Source organism: Microbulbifer regidiadema (SeqCode) (assembly GCF_052466995.1).
Window position 1 is genome coordinate 3,698,734 of record NZ_CP174297.1, and the last position, 25,647, is coordinate 3,724,380.

20 protein-coding genes are annotated in these 25,647 nt (G+C 56.4%); 16 read left to right on the forward strand and 4 right to left on the reverse strand.

Annotated elements, in window-relative coordinates; translation table 11 throughout:
* Positions 1-47: 47 nt before the first annotated feature.
* The 11 genes from ACJJIK_RS16210 (at position 48) to ACJJIK_RS16260 (ending at position 15,680) form a co-directional block, all read left to right on the forward strand.
* Positions 48-1,124, forward strand: a complete 1,077-nt coding sequence (locus tag ACJJIK_RS16210) for a pilus assembly protein PilM (protein WP_444929319.1) — start codon at positions 48-50, stop codon at positions 1,122-1,124.
* Position 1,125: 1 nt separating this feature from the next.
* Positions 1,126-1,701 (forward strand): PilN domain-containing protein, encoded by a 576-nt coding sequence (locus ACJJIK_RS16215; protein ID WP_444929320.1) that lies wholly within the window; start codon positions 1,126-1,128, stop codon positions 1,699-1,701.
* A 12-nt stretch (positions 1,702-1,713) separates the two neighbouring features.
* A complete protein-coding gene (locus ACJJIK_RS16220; protein WP_444943344.1) occupies positions 1,714-2,334 on the forward strand; it encodes a type 4a pilus biogenesis protein PilO in 621 nt (206 codons plus the stop codon).
* A complete protein-coding gene (locus tag ACJJIK_RS16225; RefSeq protein ID WP_444943345.1) occupies positions 2,331-2,861 on the forward strand; it encodes a pilus assembly protein PilP in 531 nt (176 codons plus the stop codon). Before ACJJIK_RS16220 ends, ACJJIK_RS16225 begins: the two co-directional genes overlap by 4 nt.
* On the forward strand, positions 2,861-5,014 hold the full coding sequence (gene pilQ / locus ACJJIK_RS16230) for a type IV pilus secretin PilQ (RefSeq protein ID WP_444943346.1): 2,154 nt from the start codon (positions 2,861-2,863) through the stop codon (positions 5,012-5,014). The genes ACJJIK_RS16225 and pilQ overlap by 1 nt, the downstream gene beginning before the upstream one ends.
* Positions 5,014-5,535, forward strand: coding sequence for a shikimate kinase AroK (gene aroK / locus ACJJIK_RS16235; RefSeq protein WP_444945077.1), 522 nt, complete (start codon positions 5,014-5,016; stop codon positions 5,533-5,535). The genes pilQ and aroK overlap by 1 nt, the downstream gene beginning before the upstream one ends.
* A gap of 68 nt (positions 5,536-5,603) precedes the next feature.
* Positions 5,604-6,689: a 3-dehydroquinate synthase gene (gene aroB, locus ACJJIK_RS16240; RefSeq protein ID WP_444943347.1), complete on the forward strand. Its 1,086-nt coding sequence runs from the start codon at positions 5,604-5,606 to the stop codon at positions 6,687-6,689.
* Between the two features lie 342 nt (positions 6,690-7,031).
* Positions 7,032-11,480, forward strand: a complete 4,449-nt coding sequence (gene gltB, locus ACJJIK_RS16245; protein ID WP_444943348.1) for a glutamate synthase large subunit — start codon at positions 7,032-7,034, stop codon at positions 11,478-11,480.
* Between the two features lie 20 nt (positions 11,481-11,500).
* Positions 11,501-12,919: an FAD-dependent oxidoreductase gene (locus ACJJIK_RS16250; RefSeq protein ID WP_444943349.1), complete on the forward strand. Its 1,419-nt coding sequence runs from the start codon at positions 11,501-11,503 to the stop codon at positions 12,917-12,919.
* A 175-nt stretch (positions 12,920-13,094) separates the two neighbouring features.
* Positions 13,095-14,159 (forward strand): uroporphyrinogen decarboxylase, encoded by a 1,065-nt coding sequence (gene hemE, locus ACJJIK_RS16255; protein ID WP_444945078.1) that lies wholly within the window; start codon positions 13,095-13,097, stop codon positions 14,157-14,159.
* 168 nt (positions 14,160-14,327) lie between these two features.
* Positions 14,328-15,680, forward strand: coding sequence for an HD-GYP domain-containing protein (locus tag ACJJIK_RS16260; protein WP_444929328.1), 1,353 nt, complete (start codon positions 14,328-14,330; stop codon positions 15,678-15,680).
* Between the two features lie 76 nt (positions 15,681-15,756).
* Here the strand turns inward: ACJJIK_RS16260 and asd are convergent, their stop codons facing one another.
* The 3 genes from asd to rsgA are packed head-to-tail and all read right to left on the reverse strand — an operon-like array spanning position 15,757 to position 18,477.
* The gene (gene asd, locus ACJJIK_RS16265) at positions 15,757-16,620 is read right to left on the reverse strand and encodes an archaetidylserine decarboxylase (RefSeq protein WP_444929329.1); all 864 of its coding nucleotides are present in this window, start codon (positions 16,618-16,620) and stop codon (positions 15,757-15,759) included.
* Between the two features lie 25 nt (positions 16,621-16,645).
* On the reverse strand, positions 16,646-17,440 hold the full coding sequence (locus ACJJIK_RS16270; RefSeq protein WP_444943350.1) for a sulfurtransferase: 795 nt from the start codon (positions 17,438-17,440) through the stop codon (positions 16,646-16,648).
* Positions 17,437-18,477, reverse strand: coding sequence for a small ribosomal subunit biogenesis GTPase RsgA (rsgA, locus tag ACJJIK_RS16275; protein WP_444943351.1), 1,041 nt, complete (start codon positions 18,475-18,477; stop codon positions 17,437-17,439). Before rsgA ends, ACJJIK_RS16270 begins: the two co-directional genes overlap by 4 nt.
* A gap of 86 nt (positions 18,478-18,563) precedes the next feature.
* Between rsgA and orn the strand changes: the two genes are divergently transcribed.
* Complete coding sequence (orn, locus tag ACJJIK_RS16280; RefSeq protein ID WP_444929332.1) at positions 18,564-19,103, forward strand: oligoribonuclease; 540 nt, start codon at positions 18,564-18,566, stop codon at positions 19,101-19,103.
* A gap of 13 nt (positions 19,104-19,116) precedes the next feature.
* Here the strand turns inward: orn and queG are convergent, their stop codons facing one another.
* Positions 19,117-20,226 (reverse strand): tRNA epoxyqueuosine(34) reductase QueG, encoded by a 1,110-nt coding sequence (queG, locus tag ACJJIK_RS16285; protein ID WP_444929333.1) that lies wholly within the window; start codon positions 20,224-20,226, stop codon positions 19,117-19,119.
* Positions 20,227-20,360: 134 nt separating this feature from the next.
* Between queG and ACJJIK_RS16290 the strand changes: the two genes are divergently transcribed.
* From ACJJIK_RS16290 to mutL, 4 genes are read left to right on the forward strand one after another with little or no spacing between them, the layout of a single operon-like run.
* On the forward strand, positions 20,361-21,842 hold the full coding sequence (locus tag ACJJIK_RS16290; protein ID WP_444943352.1) for an NAD(P)H-hydrate dehydratase: 1,482 nt from the start codon (positions 20,361-20,363) through the stop codon (positions 21,840-21,842).
* On the forward strand, positions 21,842-22,336 hold the full coding sequence (tsaE, locus tag ACJJIK_RS16295; RefSeq protein WP_444943353.1) for a tRNA (adenosine(37)-N6)-threonylcarbamoyltransferase complex ATPase subunit type 1 TsaE: 495 nt from the start codon (positions 21,842-21,844) through the stop codon (positions 22,334-22,336). Before ACJJIK_RS16290 ends, tsaE begins: the two co-directional genes overlap by 1 nt.
* Before the next feature lie 55 nt (positions 22,337-22,391).
* The gene (locus ACJJIK_RS16300; protein WP_444943354.1) at positions 22,392-23,702 is read left to right on the forward strand and encodes an N-acetylmuramoyl-L-alanine amidase; all 1,311 of its coding nucleotides are present in this window, start codon (positions 22,392-22,394) and stop codon (positions 23,700-23,702) included.
* A 45-nt stretch (positions 23,703-23,747) separates the two neighbouring features.
* Complete coding sequence (gene mutL / locus ACJJIK_RS16305) at positions 23,748-25,628, forward strand: DNA mismatch repair endonuclease MutL (RefSeq protein ID WP_444943355.1); 1,881 nt, start codon at positions 23,748-23,750, stop codon at positions 25,626-25,628.
* Positions 25,629-25,647: the final 19 nt, after the last annotated feature.

A 25,647-nucleotide genomic window follows, 5' to 3' on the forward strand; every position in this document is an offset into this window, starting at 1 on the left:
GTGCTATAACATCAAACCCTCATAACCCACGGAAAAGATAAGAAAAAATGGGAATTTTCCCTTTTCTGAACAAAGGCCCCAAGGCCATGTTGGGACTCGATATTAGCTCTACTGCGGTCAAGTTGCTGGAGCTAAGTCGCAACGGCGACAAATATCGTGTCGAAAGTTACGCCGTGGAACCCCTTCCCCCCAATGCGGTAGTTGATAAGAATATCAACGATGTGGGAGCGACAGCTGAGGCTATTCGCAAAGTAGTGCGGCGCTCCAAGACCCGCCTGCGCCTCGCCGCAGTGGCTGTATCTGGGTCGGCAGTGATCACCAAGACGCTGGAAATGCCAGCGGACCTCTCCGATGAAGATCTTGAGGCAAGAATTGCCCTAGAAGCTGACCAGTATATTCCCTATCCGCTGGAAGAGGTGAGTCTGGACTTTGAGGTCCAAGGTCCTTCTGAAAGGGGAGAGGAGCAAGTAGAGGTGCTTCTCGCCGCTTGCCGCACAGAGAATATTGAGCAGCGAACTTCTGCGCTGGCGGAAGCAGAGCTGGAGGCCGGCGTGGTAGATGTTGAAGCCTACGCCATAGAGCGAACTTATACCTTGCTTGAGGACCAGCTCCCACCGCAAGAGCAGCTGGTAGTGGCGGTGATCGATATCGGCTCAACCATGAGCGCGCTGTCGGTGCTTGTCGATGGCAAGACCGTGTATACCCGCGAGCAGCTTTTTGGCGGACGCCAGCTTACCGATGAAATTCAGCGCCGCTATGGCCTTTCAGCTGAGGAGGCCGCTCTGGCAAAGCGCCAGGGCGGTAGCGGCTTGCCGGATGACTATTTTACGGAAGTGTTAGAGCCTTTCCGCGATGCGGTTGTACAGCAGGTCACTCGCTCTTTACAGTTCTTTTACTCCTCGACATCCTACAGCGATGTGGACCATATCCTGTTGGGCGGTGGGGTAGCCGCGATGGAGGGCGTGGGTGAGTTGATTGGTGAGAAATTAGGCAGACCCACTCTAATTGCTAATCCCTTTTTGAAGATGGGAGTCTCTTCAAGGGTCAATAAGCAGGCGCTGGCGAATGAGGCTCCCTCTTTAATGATCGCCGCCGGTTTGGCGATGAGGGAGAAGGAGTACTGATATGGCAAAAATTAACCTTCTCCCCTGGCGCCAGGACTACCGTGCGCAAAAACAAAAAGATTTTCAGCAAGTCGCACTGCTGGTGCTTATTGCCGCAGCAGCGGTGGCATTCTTTTGGATGAAGATGGTGGACGATCAGGTTGTCGATCAGAAAGAGCGAAACCAGATTCTGCAGACCAAAATTAATGCGCTCAATGTTCAAGTAAAAGAGATCAAAGATCTCAAAAAACGCCGTCAGGAGCTCATTGACCGCATGAGAGTGATTCAGGAGCTACAGGGTAACCGCCCTCTTTCTGTGCGTTACTTTGATGAGATAGTACAGGCAACCCCTGAGGGATTATGGCTCAGTGGAATGAAGCGCGAAGGAAATAGATTAAATCTAGTCGGCGTGGCCGAATCAAATAATCGAGTTTCCTCTTTTATGCGCAACCTGGACCAATCAGATTGGTATGAGGCCCCCCAGTTAACTGGCGTAACGGCAACTCCACAATACGGTGAGCAAGCCAGTGAATTTAAACTTACGGTGAACGTAAGTGGCCGCAAGCAAAAAGATAGTAAAGATGGCGCAAAACAGTAAAGGATTTGGTCCATGGCACTGGCAGACTCACTAAAGCAGTTGAATGAGCTTGATATCAATGATATCGATCTCACTCGGATAGGCGTTTGGCCTTTACCGGGGCGCCTGGCTGTATTGGCCCTTGTCGCTGTCGTCATAATTGGCGGTGGTTATTACCTCTTTATTAAAAACTTATATGAGAGCCTTGATTTAGCGGCGAATAAAGAGAGGGAACTCTTCACCCAGTTTGAACGAAAGCAGTTTGAAGCCGCCAACCTTGACGCCTATAGAGCTCAGTTAGTTGAAATGAAAGAAACTTTTGGCGCTTTGCTGAAACAGTTGCCAAAAGATACCGAAGTGCCTGGTTTGCTTGAGGATATTGATGAGTACGGGCGCGGCTCGGGCTTAACAATTAACAAAGTTGCTTTGCAAAAAGAGCGCGTTGGTGAGTTTTATGTGGAGCTGCCGATTCGAATAGAAGTCCAGGGCGGCTACCACGAGTTTGGGGGCTTTGTCAGCGGTATTGCGGGTATGCCTCGAATAGTGACTTTGCACGATTTTAATATTACAGGTGAGCGCGGTGATAAAGGTCTGCTGAATATGGTCATCAATGCAAAAACCTATCGCTACAAGGGGCAGGGTGAAGAGGGATGACAAAATACCTACTTGCTGCAATAACCTTGTTGCTTCTTTCTGGCTGCGGCTTGAACTCCGATCACAGTGACTTGAAAGAAAGAATGGCCGCTGTTGAGCGCAAGCCAAAAGGGCAGATTGAACCGATACCCACTTTTACGCCATACAGCCCCTATGTTTACAGTGCCGCTGCGCAGCGTAGCCCCTTTTCCCGCCCGGTACTGGAGTCAGAGCAGCGTATTGTCGGGCGCAAGCTGGACATAGCGCCGGACCTGACCCGGCAGCGGGAATTGCTTGAAAGAGTGAGTATTGATCTGCTGTCGATGGTGGGTAGTCTCTCTCGCGATGGACAGATGTGGGCGCTAATTAATGATGGTACGGGTGGAATCCACCGTATTACGGTAGGCAATTATTTAGGTAAAAATCACGGCCGCGTAGTTAACGCGACAAGTTCGCAGCTTGATATTCTTGAAATTATACCGGATGGCACTGGCGGCTGGATTGAGAGGCCTCGGGCACTGGCGTTGGAAGAAAGGGGCAACAAATAATGAACCACAAACAGTTCGCCAATGTAATGGCTCGATTTCAGCTGCTACTACTTGGTTTATTGATATTTCCTGTGGCGCTGCATGCCCAAGTAAATCAGCTTAATGATATTCAATTTGCTGAGTTGCCTGGCAGTCGTGTGCAACTGCGTCTAACTTTTAGCGATACGCCGCCTGAACCTACCGGTTATACCATAGAGCAGCCGGCCCGGATTGTTTTGGACTTTGCCGGTGTTGAAAGTGTGCTGCCGCAGAAGAAGTACTCACTGGGCATTGGTGCAGCCAGGAGTGCGGTAATTGTTTCCAGTGAAGATCGCACACGTCTGATCGTAAACCTTGACCAACTGCCCACCTATTCCAGTGAACGCCAGGGCAATCAGCTGGTTATGGAAATTGGCACCGAGTCTTCCGAAAAAGCAGTTTCAGTTACAGAGGCTGTTGAGGGCGATACCGGTTTGAAGTTAGGCGGTGAAAAACAGTTCCAGGCCGCCGGCAACATTGGGGTAAACAATGTAGATTTCCGTCGTGGCGATGAAGGTGAAGGCAAGGTAATAGTGAGCCTCACTGACCCGGCGGTAAATATCGATGTTGAGCGTACCAACGGTAAAATTTATTTAACCTTCCTGGGTGCTGAATTGCCCGAGTCTTTGCGCCAGAGACTGGACGTTACTGATTTTGCCACACCGGTAAGCAATATTGTTGTGGACTACGATGGGCGCAACACCGTTATTGCTGTAGACCCCAACGATACCGAGTACGATTATTTGGCTTACCAGGCGGATACTGAGTATGTGCTGAGTGTTAAGCCGCTATCCGCGCAGGAAATCCGTGAAAAAGAAAAGGAGTTCCAATTCAACGGCAAGAAGTTGTCGCTGAATTTCCAGGATATTGAAGTTCGTTCCGTTTTACAGGTTATCGCTGACTTTACCGATCTCAATCTAGTTGCCAGCGATACGGTACAGGGCAAAATCACCTTGCGCCTCGATGGTGTTCCGTGGGACCAGGCTCTGGCTCTTATCCTTAAAGCGAAGGGCCTGGATAAGCGTCAGGAGGGCAGCGTTATTATGGTAGCTCCGGCAGCGGAAATTGCTGAGCGCGAGCGCCAGGAGCTTGAAACGCGTAAACAGCTGGAAGAGCTGGCCCCCTTGAGAACAGAATTTATCAGTGTCCGCTATGCCGATGCCGGTGAGATCTTTAACTTGTTCTCGGGAACCGATGGCGCTTCTGGTGGCAGCGGCAGTACAGATCAGCAGATGAGTATGCTTTCCTCCCGCGGTAGCGCCATTGTTGATGAGCGAACTAACACAATTATCCTCACTGATACCGAAGACAAGATTGCCCAGTTCCGCGAACTGATAGAGGTAATCGATATTCCCATTCGCCAGGTGATGATTGAGGCGCGGATTGTTACTGCTAACAGCGATTTCCAGCGCGAGCTGGGCGTGCAGTGGGATTTTGTTGATGGCAGTGAGATTAATGACAGCACCTACGGTGTCGGCTCCGGCGGTGTAACGCTGGATGATGGTACCGCTCTTGGCAGTCTAACCGGGGATTTTGACCCTCTGTTGGTGGATCTGGGTGTGAGTAACCCCGCAGGCAGCATGGCTTATGCGATCTTACAAGATGACTTTTTCCTGAGCCTTGAGTTATCCGCACTTGAAGATGTCGGGGTGGCGGAGATTGTTTCTCAGCCCAAAGTAGTTACCGGTGATAAGCAGGAAGCAACCATTCAGTCCGGGGTAGAGATACCCTACCAGGAGGCAACTTCCTCTGGCGCCGCATCGATCACTTTCCGCGAGGCCGTCTTACAATTAAATGTAACGCCGCAGATTACTCCGGATAACAATATTATTATGGCGCTCAATATTGAGCAGAATAGTGTTGGTGATTACGTCGATGTAGGGGCGGGGCAAGTGCCTACAATTAACGTCAATACCCTGGAGACCAAGGTATTGGTGCGCAACGGCGAGACTATTGTTTTGGGGGGAATTTTTGAAAGCAATGTTGTGGAGGGTGAAACCAAAGTCCCTCTGCTGGGCGACATTCCCTATGTTGGCAACTTATTCAAAAAGACTATCCGCACCGATGACAAACGCGAGATCCTGATGTTTATCACACCGCGTATTCTCGAAGACGAGGCGTTTTACACTAAGTGATCACCCGCTCTATTTTTCTGGTCGGCCCCATGGGGGCCGGCAAGTCTACTATCGGCAGGTTGCTGGCAGCGCAATTGCAGCTGCCTTTTGCCGATACTGACAAGGTGTTGGAAGAGCGCACGGGTGCGGATATCCCCTGGATTTTTGATGTGGAAGGCGAGGCCGGATTTCGCCGCCGTGAGAGTGAAATACTGGAGGAGCTTTGCCAGGGTGAGTGCCAGATTATCGGCACCGGTGGCGGCATCGTTTTGCTGGAAGAGAACCGGCGCCAGCTGCAGAAATATGGTCACGTAGTTTATTTGCAGGCCAATATCGATCAGCTTCTGGAGCGCACGTCTAAAAATACCAATCGCCCACTGTTGCGCGTACCCAACCCCCGTCAGCGTATTGCGGAAATATTGCAGGAACGCGAACCGCTGTACCGCGAAGTTGCAGATATTATCTGCGACACCAATTACCTCTCACCAAAACAAGCCTCCCTCCTGGTCGTGGAACATTTAGGCAACCTGCTGTCCGATTAGCCCCAAGTGCCTGTGCTAAAGTGCGTCTCACTTCTGTTGAGATAATCACTAAGGGGATAGAGAGCAGCATGCACAGTCTTAACGTAGAACTCGGCGAGCGCAGTTATCCGATAATTATTGGTGCAGGTCTGCTTGGAGATCCGCAATATATTCTGCCTTATATCCAAGGCCGCCAAGCCTGTATTGTTACCAATGAAACTATTGCGCCTCTCTATTTAGCGAAATTACTGGGTGGCTTAAAAGGGCTCGATAAGGTAGACGTTGTCGAGCTTCCCGATGGCGAAGCTTTTAAATCTCTCGATACCGTAAATCGAGTTTTTGATGTGCTGCTGGAAAAGCGTCACAACCGCACTACGACACTAATCGCGTTGGGCGGTGGTGTCGTTGGCGATATGTGTGGATTTGCTGCAGCCTGTTACCAGCGTGGGGTTAACTTTATCCAGGTGCCGACTACGCTGCTGTCTTTGGTTGACTCCTCTGTTGGGGGGAAAACCGGCGTTAACCACCCGCTGGGTAAAAATATGATCGGTGCCTTCCACCAGCCCCGCCTGGTCCTTGCGGATACCGATACCCTTGCCACATTGTCTGCACGTGAATTCTCCGCCGGCCTCGCCGAGGTCATTAAATACGGATTGATCTGTGACAGACCCTTCTTCGAATGGATCGAGGAAAATTTACACAAGCTGCTGGCGCGGCAGCCCGATGCACTGGCTTACGCTATTGAGCGCTGCTGCGCCGATAAGGCGAATGTGGTTGCCAGTGATGAGCGCGAGAGTGGTCGTAGGGCGATACTGAATCTTGGCCACACCTTCGGCCACGCCATTGAGGCAGTGCAGGGGTATGGCAGTTGGTTACACGGTGAGGCCGTTGCCGCCGGCATGGTTATGGCGCTGGAGTTATCCAGATTGCGCGGAGATATCGATGCAGAGCTGGTGGAACGGTTGCGAGTGATGCTAGAGGCGGCTGATTTGCCGCAGCAGGCACCGCAGGGCATGACAACCGATGAATTCCTCCAAGTAATGCAGGTGGATAAGAAGGTGCTGGACGGAAAATTGCGCTTGGTGCTGCTAAAGGCACTGGGAGAAGCAATTATTGTCGATGATACCCCCAGAAAAATGATTATAAATGCACTGAAAAACTGCGGTGCCGAGTGATAACCCTGCTCTTATTGTCTAAAAAATAGGACTGAGTACCAGAAAGGTTAGCTGCTAGAAGATAAGTTTGGTTTTGTTTGATTTGACAGACTAATACACTGCTAAAAGTTGAAAATGTAGTGTTGGACAAGTAATATTGCGCCCCCCCGAAAGGAAAGGCGGGGCAAAAAACCGCCAATAACAACAAAAAAAGCCCCAGCAGAGGGCTTTTTTTATCTCGGGATCTTTTTCCAAGGGACCGCAGGAGAGCATAGCGCGAAGCTTAAAGTGACATTCGCCCATAACAGGCACTTCTTTTTTTAAGCGCCAGTGGTCCCCCAATCGATAGCGACGAGGAATTCTATGGGTAGCAGTCTGTATCAGTTGGATGAGTTTAAGGACAACTGCGGTTTTGGTCTGATCGCTCATTTGCACGGTGTGGCAAGTCACAAATTAGTGCAGACGGCCATTGAATCCCTCACTTGCATGACCCACCGGGGTGGTATTGCCGCCGATGGTAAAACCGGTGATGGTTGCGGTCTTTTGCTGCAAAAGCCGGATGCTTTCCTCCGCGCAGAAGCCAAGACCCTGTTTGGTGCTGAGCTGACAGCAACCTACGCCGTGGGATCAATCATGCTCCCACTAGATCAAGCCGAAGCCGATAAAGCCCGCAAAATTATCGAAACTGAGTTGCAAGCTCAGGGCCTAAAGACCGTCGGCTGGCGCACCGTACCGACTAACCCGGAATGCCTGGGCCCTATTGCCCGGGATTGCCTGCCACACTTTGAGCAGTTGCTGATCAACAATGCAGACGAGCCCCTCGGCGAGGCGAAATTCAATGCCCGTCTCTATGTGGCCCGTCGCAAAGCCGAGTTGCGCTTAAGTAGCGAAGTCTATATCGCCAGCCTTTCAACCAGTGTCCTCTCCTACAAGGGTCTGATGATTCCGGCTGATCTGCCCAAGTTTTTCCCAGAACTGGCCGACCCGCGCCTGGAAACCGCGATCTGTGTTTTCCACCAGCGTTTCTCTACCAACACTATGCCCCGCTGGCCCCTGGCTCAGCCATTTCGCTTGCTGGCGCACAATGGTGAGATCAACACTATTACCGGCAACCGCAACTGGTCTGTTGCCCGCACCAGTAAATTTGCCACTGACCTGATTCCAGAGCTGAATGAGCTGGTGCCCCTGGTTAACCGCGAGGGTTCCGACTCCTCCAGCCTGGACAACATGCTGGAGATGCTGTTGGCGGGCGGAATGGAGCTGCACCGGGCCGTGCGCATGCTAGTGCCGCCGGCCTGGCAAAATGTTGAAGGAATGGATGCGGATCTGCGCGCCTTTTACGAATATATCTCCATGCATATGGAGCCCTGGGATGGGCCGGCTGGATTGGTGATGACCGACGGCCGCTACGCAGTGTGTACCCTGGACCGCAACGGCTTGCGCCCCTCGCGCTGGGTGATTACCAAGGATGACCTGATCACCGTGGCTTCTGAAGTTGGCGTGTACGACTATGCCCCTGAAGATGTTGTGGCTAAGGGCCGCCTTGGACCGGGGCAGATGCTGTCGGTAGACACCCAAGAGGGCAAGCTCTACCACACCGCTGACATCGATAATATGCTCAAGCGGGCACAGCCCTATAAGCGTTGGCTCAAGGATAAAGCACGCCGTATCCGCTCTACTTTGGTTACCGCGCCGGTGGACAACAACTTCTCCCACCAGCAATTCAAGGTCTACCAAAAGCTGTTCAGCTCCTCCCTGGAAGAGCGCGATAAAGTCGTCCGGCCCATGGCTGAAGCGGGCCAGGAAGCGGTCGGTTCAATGGGCGATGATACGCCGATGGCGGTTTTGTCCCGCTACAACCGCTCGCTCTACGACTACTTCCGCCAGCAGTTTGCCCAGGTAACCAACCCGCCAATTGACCCCCTGCGGGAAACCGTGGTGATGTCTCTGGAGACCTGCCTGGGTCGAGAGAAATCCGTATTTGAGGAAACCCCCGAGCACGCGGATCGGGTGATCCTGTCTTCGCCAGTACTTTCCCATATGAAGTACACGGCACTCTTATCCCTTGATCGCCCGGGCTTCGAAGCGGAGATCTTCGACCTGAACTACGACCCCGCTGAACAGGACCTCAAGTCGGCGATTGAACAGCTCTGCGCCAAAGTTGAGGCCTCAGTGCGGGCGGGGGCTGTGATTGTAGTACTGTCCGATCGCGATATTCGCGAGGGGCACTTGCCAATCGATGCACTGCTGGCGACGGGCGCGGTGCACCACCACCTGGTACATGCGGGCTTGCGCTGTGACTCCAATGTTGTGGTGGATACCGCCAGCGCCCGCGATGCACATCAGTTGGCCTGTTTGGTTGGTGTCGGTGCCACCGCAGTACACCCGTATTTCTCCTACAGCATTATCAATCACCTGATCGATACCGGTGAATTGCTGCTGGATGCCGCTGAGGCGCAGAAAAATTACCGCAACGGCATTATCAAGGGCCTGTTAAAGATCCTGTCCAAGATGGGCATTTCCACCGTTGCCTCTTATCGCGGCGCACTGCTGTTCGAGCTGGTGGGTATTTCCAAGGATGTGGTGGACCTGTGTTTCCCCGGAGCGCCCACTCGCATTGAAGGTGCCGGCTTCCCCGAGCTGCAAGCCGATATGGCGGCCCGCTCTGAAATTGCCTGGAAAGCCCGCAAACCTGTTTCCCCCGGCGGCCTGCACAAGTTTGTCTACGGCCAGGAGTATCACGCATTTAACCCGGATGTGGTGACTACCCTGCGGCGCGCTGCCAGCACCGGTGACTATGCCGCGTGGCGGGACTACGCGGAGCTGGTTAACCAGCGCCCGGTGGCGACATTGCGGGATATGCTGGACTTCAAGGAGAACATCGAACCGGTAGCTCTGGAAGACGTGGAGCCGGCAGAGCAGATTTTGCGTCGCTTTGATACGGCGGCCATGTCACTGGGGGCCCTGTCCCCCGAAGCCCATGAATCCCTGGCCCAAGCGATGAATCGCCTGGGTGGGCGTTCAAACAGTGGCGAGGGCGGTGAAGATCCAGCCCGTTTTGGCACTGATAAAGTCTCCAAGATTAAGCAAATTGCCTCCGGTCGTTTTGGCGTAACACCGCACTACCTGGTAAATGCGGAGGTATTACAGATTAAGGTAGCCCAGGGCGCCAAGCCCGGTGAAGGCGGCCAGCTGCCCGGCGGCAAGGTCAACGAATTGATCGCGCGGCTGCGTTATTCGGTGCCCGGCGTGACCCTGATTTCCCCGCCGCCGCATCACGATATCTATTCCATCGAGGATTTGGCGCAATTGATCTACGACCTAAAACAGGTCAATCCCGATGCCTTGGTCTCGGTAAAACTGGTATCGCGGCCTGGGGTTGGCACCATTGCTGCGGGTGTTGCCAAAGCCTATGCGGATTTGATCACCATCTCCGGCTACGACGGCGGCACAGCAGCCAGCCCAATTACCTCGATTCGCTATGCCGGGTCGCCCTGGGAGCTGGGATTGGCGGAAACCCACCAGACCTTGCGTGCCAATGATCTGCGCGGCAAGGTTCGGGTACAAACCGATGGGGGGCTGAAAACCGGCCTCGATGTGATTAAGGCGGCAATTCTCGGTGCAGAGAGCTTCGGCTTTGGAACGGCACCCATGGTGGCGATCGGCTGTAAGTATCTGCGTATCTGTCATCTGAATAACTGTGCCACCGGTATCGCCACCCAGAAGAAGGACCTGCGTGACGAGCACTATATTGGCACCGCAGAAATGGCGATGAACTTCTTCCGTTTTGTCGCCGAGGAGACCCGCGAGTGGATGGCCAAGCTCGGGGTGCGCAGCCTAGAAGAGTTGGTGGGGCGTGTGGACTTACTGCGCGTGCTGGATGGCGAAACTGACAAGCAGAAAAAGCTGGATCTCGCGCCTCTGTTGCATACGGATGAGCTGTTGGACAGCAAGCCGCAAACCTGTCAGTCCGCGACGAATGATCCCTGGGATAAGGGTGAACTGGCGGAGCGGATGGTGGCGGATATCCTGCCTACCATCGAAGGCTTTAAAGGTGGCGAGTTCAGCTACGACGTGACCAACTGTGACCGATCCCTGGGGGCGCGCCTGTCTGGTGAGATCGCCAAGCGCTACGGTAACCAGGGCATGGTTGAAGCTCCGGTGAAACTGCGCCTCAAAGGGGTCGCCGGCCAGTCATTCGGTGTGTGGAATGCCGGTGGTTTGGATATGTATCTGGATGGCGATGCCAACGACTATGTGGGTAAGGGCATGGCCGGCGGCAAGCTGGTTATACGACCGCCGCAAGGTAGCTCATTCGCCTCCCAGGAAACCAGTATTGTTGGCAATACCTGTCTCTACGGTGCCACTGGCGGCAAGTTATTTGCGGCGGGCTGTGCCGGTGAGCGCTTCGCCGTGCGCAACTCCGGTGCCTTTGCGGTAGTCGAAGGGGCTGGAGATCACTGCTGTGAATATATGACCGGGGGTATGGTCGCGGTTCTCGGGCGCACCGGATTTAACTTCGGCGCCGGTATGACCGGTGGCTTCGCCTATGTCCTGGATATGGAGCGGGATTTCTTTGATCGCTGCAACCATGAGTTGATCGAGCTGCGCCGAATCAGCAGCGAAATTCTCGAGCCACACCAGAGTCACCTGCGCGAAGTTATCGAGGAGTATGCGGCGGAGACCCAGAGCGCCTGGGGCGCCGAGTTGTTGGATAACTTCGATGATTACTTGAGCCGTTTCTGGCTGGTTAAACCAAAGGCGGCGAGCCTTGCAGATCTTCTTTCCGACGTGCGCAAGCGCGGCGAATAAAGGCGGGGTGGAGAAACAGTATGAAAGACAGACTGAACAACGACTTCCAGTTTATCGACGTAAGTCGCATCGATCCGCCGAAGAAGGACATCATCACCCGCACCGGCGAGTTTGTTGAAATTTATGAGCCTTTCAGTGAGCGGCAGGTGGCCAGCCAGGCGCACCGCTGCCTGGATTGTGGCAACCCCTATTGCGAATGGAAGTGCCCGGTACACAACTACATCCCCAACTGGTTGAAGCTGATCAGTGAGGGCAATGTTATTGAGGCTGCTGAACTCTGCCACGAAACCAATACTTTGCCGGAGGTCTGTGGTCGGGTTTGTCCCCAGGACCGTCTCTGTGAGGGCGCATGTACCCTCAATGATGGCTTTGGTGCGGTCACCATAGGCAATGCGGAAAAGTACATTACCGATACAGCCTTCGCCCTGGGTTGGCGTCCAGACTTAAGTCATGTTGAGAAAACGGGCAAGCGAGTGGCGGTGATTGGTGCCGGCCCGGCGGGTCTGGGCTGCGCTGATATTTTGGTGCGCAACGGCGTGCAGCCGGTGGTGTTCGACAAGCACCCGGAAATTGGCGGCCTGATTACCTTTGGTATTCCCGAGTTCAAGCTGGAGAAGTCGGTAATGCAGCAGCGCCGGGAAGTGTTTACTGAGATGGGCGTTGAGTTCTGTCTCAATACTGAGGTGGGTAAGGACATCAGTTTTGAGCAGCTGCTCAATGACTACGATGCTGTCTTTATGGGGATGGGCACTTACAACTACATGAGAGGTGGCTTCCCCGGTGAAGATTTGCCCGGTGTTCACGATGCTTTGCCATTCCTGATTGCCAACGTAAATCGCAATATGGGCTGGGAGCGCGATGCTTCCGAATTTGTTTCGGTTGAGGGCAAGCGCGTGGTGGTTCTCGGTGGTGGTGATACCGCCATGGACTGTAACCGCAGCTCGATTCGATTGGGCGCCAAAAGCGTCACCTGTGCCTACCGCCGCGATGAGGAAAATATGCCCGGCTCGCGTCGGGAAGTGGCCAATGCCAAGGAAGAGGGCGTACAGTTCAAATTCAACCGCCAGCCGGTTGAGATCGTTGGCGATGGCAAGGTGGCTGGGGTTAAAGTGGTAACCACAGAACTCGGTGAGCCCGATGAAAACGGCCGTCGCCGCCCTCAGGTAGTGCCCGGTTCGGAAGAAATTATCCCTGCGGATATTGTTCTGGTGGCCTTTGGCTTCCGTCCCAGCCCGGCGGAGTGGTTTCCGCAGCACAATATTGAAGTTGCCGACTGGGGTGGTGTCGTCGCTCCAGAAAAACAAAAATACAAATTCCAGACCTCCAATGAGAAGGTATTTGCCGGCGGCGATATGGTGCGCGGCTCCGACTTGGTAGTGACCGCTATCTGGGAAGGGCGCCAGGCCGGTGAGGGTATCCTCGATTACCTGGATATTTAATCGCTGCTGATTTGCAGTGAGGGCACGGTCCCTCACTGCCCAATTATCCCGTGCATATTTGTGCCAGTCCCAATAGGCACCTCGCAATATCTTTGCCACCCTGTGTATAGCGGCCCAGCCCCTGTACAATGGCCGTTTTTTTAGCCCGCTCGGTGTTTCTATGTCTGATACCAAACTGTCCGAATTGAAAAACGACCGCTTTCTTCGCGCCCTGCTGCGCCAGCCAGTGGATCGAACGCCTGTATGGATGATGCGACAGGCGGGGCGCTACCTGCCGGAATATCGAGCCAGTCGCGCCGAAGCCGGCAGTTTTATGGATCTGTGCCGCAATACCGAGCTGGCCTGTGAGGTGACGCTGCAACCCCTGGAGCGCTACCCGCTGGATGCCGCCATTCTGTTTTCCGATATCCTGACCATTCCCGATGCTATGGGGCTGGGCCTCTACTTCTCCGAAGGCGAGGGCCCCAAGTTCCACAAGCCCCTGCGCACGGCGGCCGATATCGAAGCCCTGGAAGTGGTGAACAGCGAAAAGGATTTGGACTATGTGATGAATGCCGTGTCCACCATCCGCTGCGAATTGAATGGTCGCGTGCCGCTTATCGGTTTCTCCGGCAGTCCCTGGACGCTGGCCACTTATATGGTTGAAGGCGGCTCCAGCAAGGATTTTGCCCGCTGCAAGGAAATGCTCTACAACCGCCCGGAATTGATGCACCAATTGCTCACGGTGCTGGCTGACTCTGTTACCGACTACCTGAACGCCCAGATTCGCGCCGGCGCCCAGGCCGTGCAGATCTTTGATACCTGGGGTGGGGCGCTCAGCCACAGCGCTTACCGTGAATTCTCCCTGAACTATATGCAGAGAATTCTGCAGGGGCTGATTAAGGAAGTCGACGGTCGTCGAGTGCCGGCAATCCTGTTCACTAAGGGCGGGGGTCAGTGGCTGGAGGCAATGGCAGATACTGGCGCCGATGCCCTGGGCTTGGACTGGACTACCGACATTGGCAGTGCCCGCGCCCGCGTGGGCGACAAGGTGGCCCTGCAAGGCAATTTGGACCCGGCTGTTCTCTACGCCAGCCCCGAGCGAATTCGCACAGAAGTGGCGGCTGTTCTGAAGTCATTTGGGCAGGGAAGTGGCCATGTTTTCAATTTAGGTCACGGTATTACCCCGAAGGTGGATCCCAAGCACGCCGGTGCCATGATTGAAGCTGTGGTAGAGCTGTCGGGTCAGTATCACGCCTGATTTGGCGACTGATCGCTGAGTCTGTGAATGCAGTCTCACTTTGGGCGGGTGAACCTTAATATCGCTCCATGATATAAAGGTTGGCTTGCCCCAGAGACCGAGGAGATTGAGCCGCAGGTCTCTCTGGGCAGCTTTGTAGTATTAATTACAGTTGTCGGCATCTTCCCAGTGGCAATCGAACAAGCAAAAATTTCTGTCGGTGATTTACAGCGCGGCATGTTTGTCTCCAAGCTTGACCGGCCTTGGGCGCGAGCGCCATTTGCGCTACAGGGTTTCTATATCCGCGATCTGGAAGAAATCCGCCAATTACAGAAATACTGTCGCTTTGTGTATGTCGACATTCACAAAACTGTCGGCAGTGCCGGTGTTACGCTGCGCCGATTACTCGGTGACAGTGAGACTTCCGCTAAGAGGGGCGCCTCCACTCGTACAGCGGTCACTATCCCCTGCAAACCTGTCTCTGTTTCCCATAAAAAATACCCCCCGCCACAGCCGGTGCAGCGGGAAGCCAGCAATGCGCGCAAGCTCCACGGCCAGATTCTCTATGGCATGAGTGAGGTAATGGGTCTTATCGCCAATAACAGACCCATACCGGTGCAGCAGGTCAATCAGGTTGTCGAGGATCTGGTTGAGAGTGTATTGCGCAGCCCCGATGCGTTCGCCTGGTTGGCCCGGGTGCGGGATAAAGATGAGCACACCTACAGCCACTCGGTGCGCGCCAGTATTTGGGCCGTGCTATTCGGCCGCCATATTGGCCTTTCGCGTACTGACTTACTGAAGTTGGGGGTGGCTACTCTGCTAAAAGATGTGGGTAAACTGTCTATCGACGGGGAAGTGTTGCAGATGAAGCGGCGCGACCCGCGCAGCGAGCTGGAGTATCGCAAATTTGTGCAGCACAGCGTGAAGATGCTGGCGGCAGACCCGAAAATAGATGCGCAGGTGATTGAAATCGTTAGCGGTCACTGCGAGCGCCACGATGGCAGCGGCTACCCCGAGGGCTTGCGCGGTGACCGGATTTCGGTGCTGGCGCGCATGTGCGGAATAGTAACTTTTTACGATGAGGCCACTAACCCCCGCGGTTCCAGTGAGCCGGTGGCACCATCCCGGGCAGTTGCCAAACTGTATGACCTGCGCGGTATCGCCTATCAGGAGCAGTTGGTGGTGGAGTTTATCCAGGCTATTGGTCTCTACCCCACCGGTACCCAGGTAGAGCTGTCGACCGGAGAAGTGGGTGTGGTAGTGGAGCAGACCTACGACCGGCGCCTGCGGCCAAAAGTGATGATTGTGCTCGATGGGCAAAAACAGGCGCTCACTAAGCCCCGCCTGTGCGACCTGGCTGAGGTCGAGGATCGCGAGCAAAAGCTGATCGAACGGGGCAAGATGAGAGCTGAGGAAAAGATCAGTATCCTCAGGGATATAGAGCCCGGGGCTTACCCCCAAGTGGATGCGGCAAATATTCGCGACGACTATCTATTCCGCGGTGGCCGATTGGGGCAGCTGCTAACGCGCCTGACAAAATAAGCGCGCGCTTTTCTCGAGGCGGCAGTTAAGGAGTTGTTTAGAGGCTCCTAAAGACTGCCGCTGCCCCTTCTAAATATCAGTCCTTATCGGACAGTAAATTACCGAAATGCTCACCCATGCGCACGGGCGACTCGGCCTCAAGCTGATCGAGCCAGCTCACCTGGTCTGCACCAAATAGCATAATGACGGTAGAGCCCAGCTTAAAGCGTCCCATCTCTTCACCTTTCTCCAGGTGGATGGGCGCCTTATCCAGATAATCTGTGCTGATAACCTTGCGCTGGATAGGAGCGACTTGTCCGGCCCATACGGTTTCGATACCGGCGACAATCATTGCGCCCACCAGGATCATTGCCATAGGGCCCGCTTCTGTATCGAACACGCACACCAGGCGCTCATTGCGCGCGAACAGGCGCGGCACATTTTCTGCCGTTACCGTATTCACGGAGAAAAGCTGCCCGGGCACATAGGTCATGCTGCGCAGGGTGCCGGCCATGGGCATATGCACACGGTGATAATCCTTCGGTGACAGATACACAGTGGCGAAGTGTCCGTCATTAAATTGCGCGGCTACCTTGGGATCACCGCCCACCAGCTCAACCAGGCTGTAGTCGTGACCCTTGGCCTGGAAAATACGGCCGTTATGGATCTGGCCCAGCTGGCTGATGGCGCCGTCGGCGGGGCTGGCGAGGGTGTGTTGCCCCTCGATAACGGGGCGGGCGCCGTCCACCAACTCGCGGGTAAAGAATTCATTGAAGGTGCGGTAGGCAGTGCAGTCGCTCTCTTTGGCCTCCTGCATATCCACGCCGTATTTTTCCACAAACCAGCGGGTGAAAGGATCTTTGATCCACTTGAGTTCCGTATTCGCCAACCAGCCGGCAGCGCGGGAGAGTGCGTGTTGCGGCGTGAGGTATTGCAGGGCGGCAAAAAGTTTAGGGTTCATAAATCTGTGTCTTTTCTCAATGTATCTACTGCTGTACCGGGGTGTTGGGCAAATTGCCCCACTCGCTCCAGGAACCTGGATAAGCGCGGATATCAAATCCCAGGGACCTGCCCACTAACCAGGTAAAGCCGGAGCGGTGATGGCTCTGGCAGTGGGTGACAATCTTGTGTGAGCTATCAATTCCCAGGGCGGCGAGGAATTCGCGAGCATCGGAGCGGATACGCAAATCTCTTTGCGGGTCCATCAATTGGGTCCACTCGCAATTGATCGCCCCGGGAATATGGCCGCCCTTCATGGCCAGGACCCGCTCACCGCGATACTCCTGGGGGGAGCGGGCATCCCAAACTAGGAATTCATCATTGCCCAGTTGATCTTGGATTTGCTGGGCGTCCATTGCAGCTGTGCTGTTGACGGTGATTTGAATATCACTCGGCTCGATTTGCGCTGACTCGCTGGTAAGGGGAAGGGCGGCGCCTCGCCAGGCCAGCATACCGCCATTCAGGTAGCTGTAATTGCGGTGGCCTATCATTTCCAGAGTCCACAAAAAGCGCCCGGCCCAACCACCGCCCTCGTCGTCACAGGTGACCACATGCTGTTCCGGCTTTAGGCCGATAGCTTGAAACACCTGGGTCAGTTGCTCGATACCGGGCAGCTTGCCCGGTGCGGGCGCGGTGCCAGCCATGAGCGCCTGGAAGGGCAGGTGAACAGCCCCGGGGATATGGCCGTTGAGGTAGTTGTGGGGTGAGCTGAGATCGACAATCAGCAGCTCTTCGCGCTCAAGCTGAGCCGCGAGCTCTTCCGCTTCGATAATCAGTTTCAAAACTTGTTCTCCGATTCCAGGCTGTTGCGCAAATGCAGAAAGCTATTCATGCGGCGCTCGCTAATTTTTCCATCGGTCAGAGCTTCCTGGATAGCGCAACCGGGTTCGCCCTGGTGGCGGCAGTCGCGAAAGCGGCAGTGTCCTATAAATGGTCGGAATTCCACAAACCCTTCCAGTAGGGCGGCCTCCTCCATATGCCAGAGTCCAAACTCGCGAATGCCTGGGGAGTCTATCAGATCACCCCCACTGGACAGGTGAAACAGTTCCGCTGCTGTAGTGGTGTGAGTCCCCTTCTGTGTGGCCTCTGAAAGGGCACCGGTGCGGGCGCCGGCACTGGGCAGCAGTGCGTTGACCAGGGATGACTTGCCCACCCCGGACTGCCCTACAAAAACGCTACATCCTTGCGCAAGGGTTTCCAGCAGCTCCGGCAGGCCCTCGCCAGTTTTGGTGGACAGCCGCAAAACCGGATAGCCCAGTTCCGGGTAGGGGGCGAGCAGCTCTTCCAGTGACTCGCGATTGCGCTCATCGATCAGATCGGTTTTATTGAGCAGCAGCATCGGCGCTATGCCGGTGGTCTCTGCGGCGACCAGATAGCGGTCTATGGCATTGGCAAAGGGTTCCGGGTAGGGGGCGATAACGATCAATATGCGATCGATATTGGCGGCAACCGTTTTCAGGTCGCCGTAGCGATCGGGCCTCTGTAGCTCGGAGTTGCGCGGCAGGCGCGCGCCGATAACACCAATGCCCCCATCGCTATCTTCGCTGGCGGGGTGCCAGGCAACGCGATCGCCGGTCACCAGCGTTTCGATATTGGCGCGCAAATGGCAGCGCTGGCGCAGGCTCGGATCACTCTCGCTCTCCACTAAAACCTGTGTGCCATAGTTGGCGATAACCAGACCGATCTGCTCCTGCCCCAGTTGCCCTTCTTCCAGGGCGTCTTCGGCAGATTGCTCGCGCTTGCGCGCGCGGGCTTCGCGTTCTTGCTGGATTTTGTTGATACGCCACTGTTGGCGGCGATTTAATTTGCGTTTACTCATGCACTAGCACCTGGAGACTAGCGGCGGATTATAGCTATTGCCGGGTAGTTGCGGTAACTTGCGCGGAAAGTTTGAGGAGGCCCGTTGTGGATCAGAACAACCTGATCTGGATTGACCTGGAGATGACCGGTTTAAATCCAGACAAAGAGCGCATTATTGAAATTGCCACGATCGTGACGGATTCACGCCTGGAGATTCTCGCCGAGGGCCCCTCAATGGTGATTCACCAGAGCGATGCCCTGCTGGAGGCTATGGATGAATGGAATACCGAACAGCACGGCGGTTCCGGGCTGGTAGCGCGGGTTAAGGCGTCCAGCAATTCCGAGCGGGATGCAGAGAGGGAGACCCTGGAGTTCCTGCGACAGTGGGTCCCCGAGGGAGCATCTCCCATGTGTGGTAACTCTATCGGCCAGGACCGCCGCTTTCTGGTGAAATATATGCCGGCGCTGGAAGCCTATTTCCACTACCGCAATCTGGATGTCAGTTCAGTGAAGGAACTGGCTCGCCGCTGGCGCCCAGAGGTTTTGGACGGAGTCAAAAAACATAGTAGTCACTTGGCGCTCGATGATATCCGCGATTCCATCAACGAGTTGTGCCACTACCGCGAAACCTTCTTCCGCCTCTGACCCCCACTCCCGATTAGCCGGCGGGCTTGCGTTTGATTTTACGCTTGCGCCTGCGCCCGCTGTGCAACCGCTCCAGCGCCCAATCGATATGCTCCAAGACCAGGGGTGTAGCGCCGGCGCGTGCACTCTCCAGGGTATTGATGACTTCGGGTGTGGCCTCGCCATTGCCCAGGGCAACAGCCAGGTTGCGCAGCCAGCGCTCGTGGCCGATACGGCGAATCGCCGAGCCCTCGGTCTTGCGCAGGAACTCCTCTTCGCTCCAAGTAAACAGCGTCAGCAGCTCGCCATTGTCCAATCCGTGGCGGGGGTGAAAGTCTTTTTCACTGGTGGGCTTGGCGAATTTATTCCAGGGGCACACGATCTGGCAGTCGTCACAGCCGTAGATCCGATTGCCGATAGGCTCGCGAAACTCCTCAGGGATTGGGCCCTTGTTCTCAATAGTGAGGTAGGAGATACAGCGCCGCGCATCCAGGGTACGGTCGTCCACAAAGGCATCGGTGGGGCAAACCCTGAGGCAGGCGACACAGTCGCCGCACTGATCCGGTTGCTCGCTGATATCCACGGGCAGCGGCAAATTGGTATAGATCTCGCCGAGGAAAAAGTAGGAGCCGGCGGTCGAATTGAGTACCAGCGTATTTTTGCCAATCCAGCCCAGGCCGGCCTTGGCTGCCAGGGCCTTCTCCATCACCGGGGCACTGTCGGTAAACGCCCGACCTTTCGACTCAATACCCCGCTCGGCGCAGTAGCTGTCAATTTGCTTGGCCAGGTTGGCCAGGCGTTTGCGGATCAGTTTGTGGTAATCGCGGCCATTGGCATAGCGGGACACATAGGCCTTACTCGAATCCTTCAACACTTTAATCGGCTGGGTGTCTGGTGGCAGGTAGTCCAGGCGCACGCTGATGACCCGCAGTGTTCCCGGCTCCAATAATTCGGGGCGCCAGCGTTTCTCACCGTGAGCGCCCATCCAGTCCATATCAGCGTGATAGCCCGCCTCAATCCAGGCGCGCAGGCGCTCCCCTTCCTCTTCCAGTTGGCAATCGGTAATACCCACTTGTTGGAAACCCAGTTCCCGGCCCCAAATTTTAATCTGTTGGGCTAAGTCGGCGAGCAGTGATTCGGTCATAGATAAAGCGGCTCGATATTCCCTGCAAGCACAATGCTTGGCCGGGGCGGTATACTTTGCGGTTGGCGCAAACAATGGCGATGTAATTGCCTATTTTGCCACAGATGAATTCTTGACCACATCGCGGGAGCTGCATGGACACGCCTCAACCTCTATACAGTGCCGAGTCGGTACGTGAGCTGGATCGACAGACAATTGCTGCACTGGAGATCCCCTCTATCCAACTGATGAAGCGCGCCGGTCGCGCGGCTTTTTCACATCTACGCAGGCGCTGGCCGCAGATCGGCCGCCTCCAGGTTTTCTGCGGTGGTGGGAACAACGGTGGCGACGGCTATGTGATAGCCGCGCTTGCCGCGCAAAAGAAAATCCCGGTCACCGTCTATGCGTGTAGCGATCCTCAGCACCTGAGCGGCGACGCCCGCGAGGCCTATGAGTACGCCTGCCGGGAGGGTGTTCAGGTGGTGAACTCCCTCACTGAATTGGATACGGCGGATGCCAATACTCTGATTGTGGATGCGCTGCTGGGAACGGGCTTTAGCGGTGAGCTGCGCTCTGGCGTGGCGCATGCGCTTGAGCGAATCCACAAAAGCCCCGGTCCGGTGTTGGCGGTGGATATCCCCTCCGGTTTGAGTGCCGATACCGGCAGTGCCGGCGAGGCGGTCAGTGCCGATATGACGGTGACTTTTATCGGGCGCAAAATGGGGCTCTACTGCGGTCGCGGCCCGGCGCTCTGTGGAGAGGTGATTTTCGAAGACTTGGGGGCACCCGAGGCCGCCTATCGGGCGGTCGAACCCTTGGCTATGCGCTACGAGGGGGATGCCATCCGTCGCCTGCCTGCGCGCGCGGCCGATAGTTTTAAAAACCAGTTTGGTCATATTCTGGTGGTGGGCGGTGATAGCGGCTTTGGCGGTGCCGCATTGATGGCCGCGCAATCTGCTGCGCGCTGTGGTGCCGGGCTGATTTCCCTGGCGACCCGCCCCGAGCACTTGCCTGCGGCGCTGACCCGCAGCCCGGAAGTGATGGCCCACCCGGTGATCTCCGGGCAGGAGCTGGAGCCTCTGCTCGAAGGCCCCAGCGTGATTGCAGTGGGCCCCGGCTTGGGGCGCTCTCCCTGGAGTGAGCAGCTGCTGGCGCGAGCCGGCCGCGCTCAGGTACCCCTGGTCGTAGATGCCGATGCCTTGAATATTCTCGCCGGGGGCCGGGTCCTGGCCGGGGTGCGGCGGGACGACTGGGTGCTGACTCCACATGTGGGGGAGGCCGCCCGCCTCCTGGGCTGTGATACCGCCGAGGTGCTTGCCGACCCCCGCGCAGCGGCCGTGGCAGTTCAGCAAAAATTCAGTGGCGTAGTGATATTAAAAGGCGCCGGCACCCTGATTGCACACGATGGCGGCGTTGACCTGATCAACACGGGTAACCCGGGTATGGCTTCCGGTGGTATGGGGGACCTGCTCACTGGCATTATCGCAGCATTGATTGGTCAGCACCTGCCGCTACTGGAGGCTGCCCGACTGGCGGTGTGGTTACACGGAGAGGCGGGCAATCGCGCTGCCGAAGAGGGCCTGCGCGGATTGCTCGCGACGGATTTATTACCCTGGATTAGACGTTTGGTAGATTGATGGCGAGTGAACTGACATTGCATTTGGCTGATGAAGCAGCCACCGTATCCGGCGGCAACTCGCTCGGGCGGGCCTGTCTCGCGGCGGGCCTGCAGCAGGGGCTGACGCTGTATTTGCACGGCCAGCTGGGTGCGGGCAAGACGACTTTTTGCCGGGGGGTGTTGAGGGCCTTTGGGCACGAGGGCGCAGTAAAGAGTCCCACCTATACCCTGGTGGAGCCCTATGATCTCGGTGCGCACCGGGTTTACCACTTCGACCTCTATCGCCTGGGTGACCCGGAAGAGTTGGAATTTATGGGGGTGCGGGATTACTTCTCTGCGCAGAGCTTGAGTCTGGTCGAGTGGCCCGAACGGGGCGAGGGCATACTGCCCGCCCCGGACCTGGAGGTTGAGTTGGATGTCCCTGAAAGCGGCCGCCAGCTCAGGTTGATCGCGCATTCACCCCAGGGGGAGCGGGTGCTGGATCTACTGCAAAAGTTGTTGCCAGAATCCTGAAAACACCAGAGTACAGGGAATTACCGATACCTATAAGCAACGGGGCTGGGAAGTAATGAGTTTGATGTGGCGGTCTCTATCAATTGTCGCGCTGTGGTTGGCTGCTGTCCTGCCGGCCTCTGCGGTAGATGTGGATGGTGTGCGGGTGTGGCGCGCCCCCGACCATACGCGCCTGGTGTTTGACTTGAGTGGCCCGGCGGAGCACAAGCTATTTACCCTCAAGGGCCCGCACCGGGTGGTTGTCGATCTCTCGGGGACCGAGCTGAAAGCAGAGCTGGATAAGTTGGATCTGGACAAGACCCCGATCGCGCGGGTGCGCCACGCCCGTCAAAACAAGCGCGACCTGCGGGTGGTACTGGATCTCAAGCAGCAGATCAATCCGCGCAGCTTTGTTCTGCCGCGCCACGAAAGCCTGCCGGACCGGCTGGTGATCGATCTTTACGACGAGGTGAAAGGCAGCGAGAAAACGCTGCAGCAGGTCAGCAGTGAGCGCAATATCATTATCGCTATTGATGCGGGACACGGCGGGGAAGACCCCGGGGCTTCCGGCCCCGGTCGTCTGCGGGAAAAGGATGTGGTGCTGGCAATCGCCAAGCAGCTGCACAAAAAGATCAACGCTGAGAAGGGCTTTACCGCCAAGCTGGTGCGCACCGGGGATTACTATATCCCGCTGCGGGAGCGGGTAAAAATTGGGCGCAATATGCGTGCGGACCTTTTTGTGTCGATCCACGCCGATGCATTTACCCGTAAAGATGCCCGTGGCGCTGGGGTCTACGCGGTCTCCTCGCGGGGTGCAACCAGTGAGACCGCCCGCTTTTTGGCCGCGCGGGAAAATGAATCCGATCTTATCGGTGGTGCCGGCAGTTTGAGCCTGGGCGATAAGGACGACACCCTTGCTGGCGTATTGCTCGACCTTTCCATGACTGCCACCATGAATGCCAGCCTGGATATCGGCGCCAGTGTGCTGTCGCAGATTGGCACCGTCACTCACCTGCATAAAAAACAGGTGGAGCAGGCCAACTTCTCAGTGCTGCGTTCGCCGGATGTACCCTCAATCCTCGTGGAGACGGGCTTTATTACCAACCCCCAGGAGGCGAAGCGCCTGCGCGACCCCAGCTTCCAGCGCAAGCTGGCGCAAAAGCTCGCCGACGGTATAGTGGCGCACTTTAACAGCCGCCCCCCGGCAGATACCTGGCTCGCCGCCAACCAGAGCGATAAGTCTCGCAGCCACGTGATCGCCCGCGGGGAGACCCTGTCGGGGATCGCGACGCGGTATAATATTTCTGTCGCCGCCCTGATGAGAGCGAATGGCATTGAGAGCTCCGTGATTCGGGTGGGGCAGACCCTGAGTATCCCCTCCGGCTGAGATCTCGGCGCCGAGCGGTCCTTGCAGCATTAACAGGCCAGATTTATGCACGATAAAATCCAGCAACTCTCCCCCCGTCTCGCCAACCAGATTGCCGCCGGTGAGGTAGTTGAGCGCCCGGCATCGGTGATCAAGGAGTTGCTGGAAAACAGCCTGGATGCGGGCGCTACACGACTTGAGGTCGATGTGGACGGCGGTGGTAGCAAGCGCATGAAAGTGCGCGATAACGGCAAGGGCATAGAGCGGGAAGACCTGCCCATGGCCCTGGCCCGCCACGCGACTTCCAAGATTCACGTTTTGGAAGATCTGGAGGCGGTGGCCACCCTGGGCTTTCGCGGCGAGGCCCTCGCCAGTATCTCCTCGGTGGCGCGCCTGGCACTGACCAGCAGCCGCGATGAAAGTGGCAAGGGTTGGCAGGTCAGTGCGGAGGGGCGCGACATGCAGGCGCAGCTTGCGCCCTCGGCTCACCCCCGTGGCACCACGGTGGATGTGCGCGACCTGTTCTTCAATACCCCCGCTCGACGCAAATTCCTGCGCACCGAGAAAACAGAATTCAACCGTATCGACGATACGATCAAGCGCCTGGCACTGTCGCGATTTGATGTCTCTATCAGCCTGCGCCACAACGGCAAGGGTGTCCACAACCTGCGCGCGGGCACCGGGCGGGTGGAAATGGAGCGCCGTGTGGCCCAGGTGTGCGGGCCGGCATTTATGCAGAATGCGCTGCATATCGATGTGGAGCGCAACGGTCTGCGCCTGTGGGGGTGGGTTGCGGAACCCGCGTTCTCGCGCTCCCAGGCCGACTTGCAGTTCTTTTACGTCAACGGCCGCGCTATACGGGACAAGGTGGTCAGCCACGCGGTGCGCCGGGCGTTCGCCGATGTCTTGTACCACGGCCGCCACCCGGCATTTGTACTTTACCTGGAGCTGGACCCCGCTTCCGTCGATGTGAATGTACACCCGACCAAACATGAGGTGCGCTTCCGCGACAGCCGCCTGGTTCACGACTTCCTGTTTGGCAGTTTGCACCGGGCCCTGGCGGATGTGCGCCCGGGGCAGAAGGAGGAAACGGAAAGCGAGCCGGAGCAGGAGCGCCAGGAACAGGTCACGGGCCTACAGGTCGGTGAATTTGCCGGACAGCATAAAATGCCGCTCAGCAATCGCCCCTCGCCCTCCAATTTGCGCGAGCAGATGAACGCTTACGGCGCTCTGCACCAGCCGTATCAGGACTCATCCCCGGCGACACAACAGCCGCAGGGTATCCCCAGCAGCAGGCCAGTGTCCGTGCTCCAAGCGCCTCCCGGGGCGGCCATAGGTGCGGGCATTGAAAGCGAAGCAGAAGTGCCGCCGCTGGGCTTTGCCCTGGCGCAGTTGCACGGGATCTATATTCTCGCGCAAAACGAGCACGGGATGGTCGTTGTCGATATGCACGCCGCCCACGAGCGCATTGTCTATGAGCAGATGAAGGTGGCTTATGCGGCCGGTGGCATCCAGGCCCAGCCCCTCCTGGTTCCGGTGAGCCTGGCGGTCAGCCAGCGGGAAGCGGACTGTTTCGAAGAACGCAGCGAGGTATTCACCGCGCTCGGTTTCGTCTTGCAGCGGGCCGGCCCCGAGACCTTACTGGTGCGCCAGGTGCCCACAATGCTGCACGGCGCCGAGGTGGAACAGCTGGTGCGCGATGTGCTCTCGGACCTGCTCGGCGAAGGCGACAGCGCCCGTATTGGTGAGCGTATCAACGAGGTACTGGGGACTATGGCCTGTCACGGTTCGGTGCGCGCCAATCGGCGCCTGACCATTCCGGAGATGAATGCCCTGTTGCGGGATATGGAGCGCACCGAGCGCAGCGGTCAGTGCAACCACGGTCGCCCGACTTGGACCCAGGTTAAACTGGCGGATATGGATAAGTGGTTTATGCGCGGCCAATAGCTGCGCGGCAGAAGTGGGT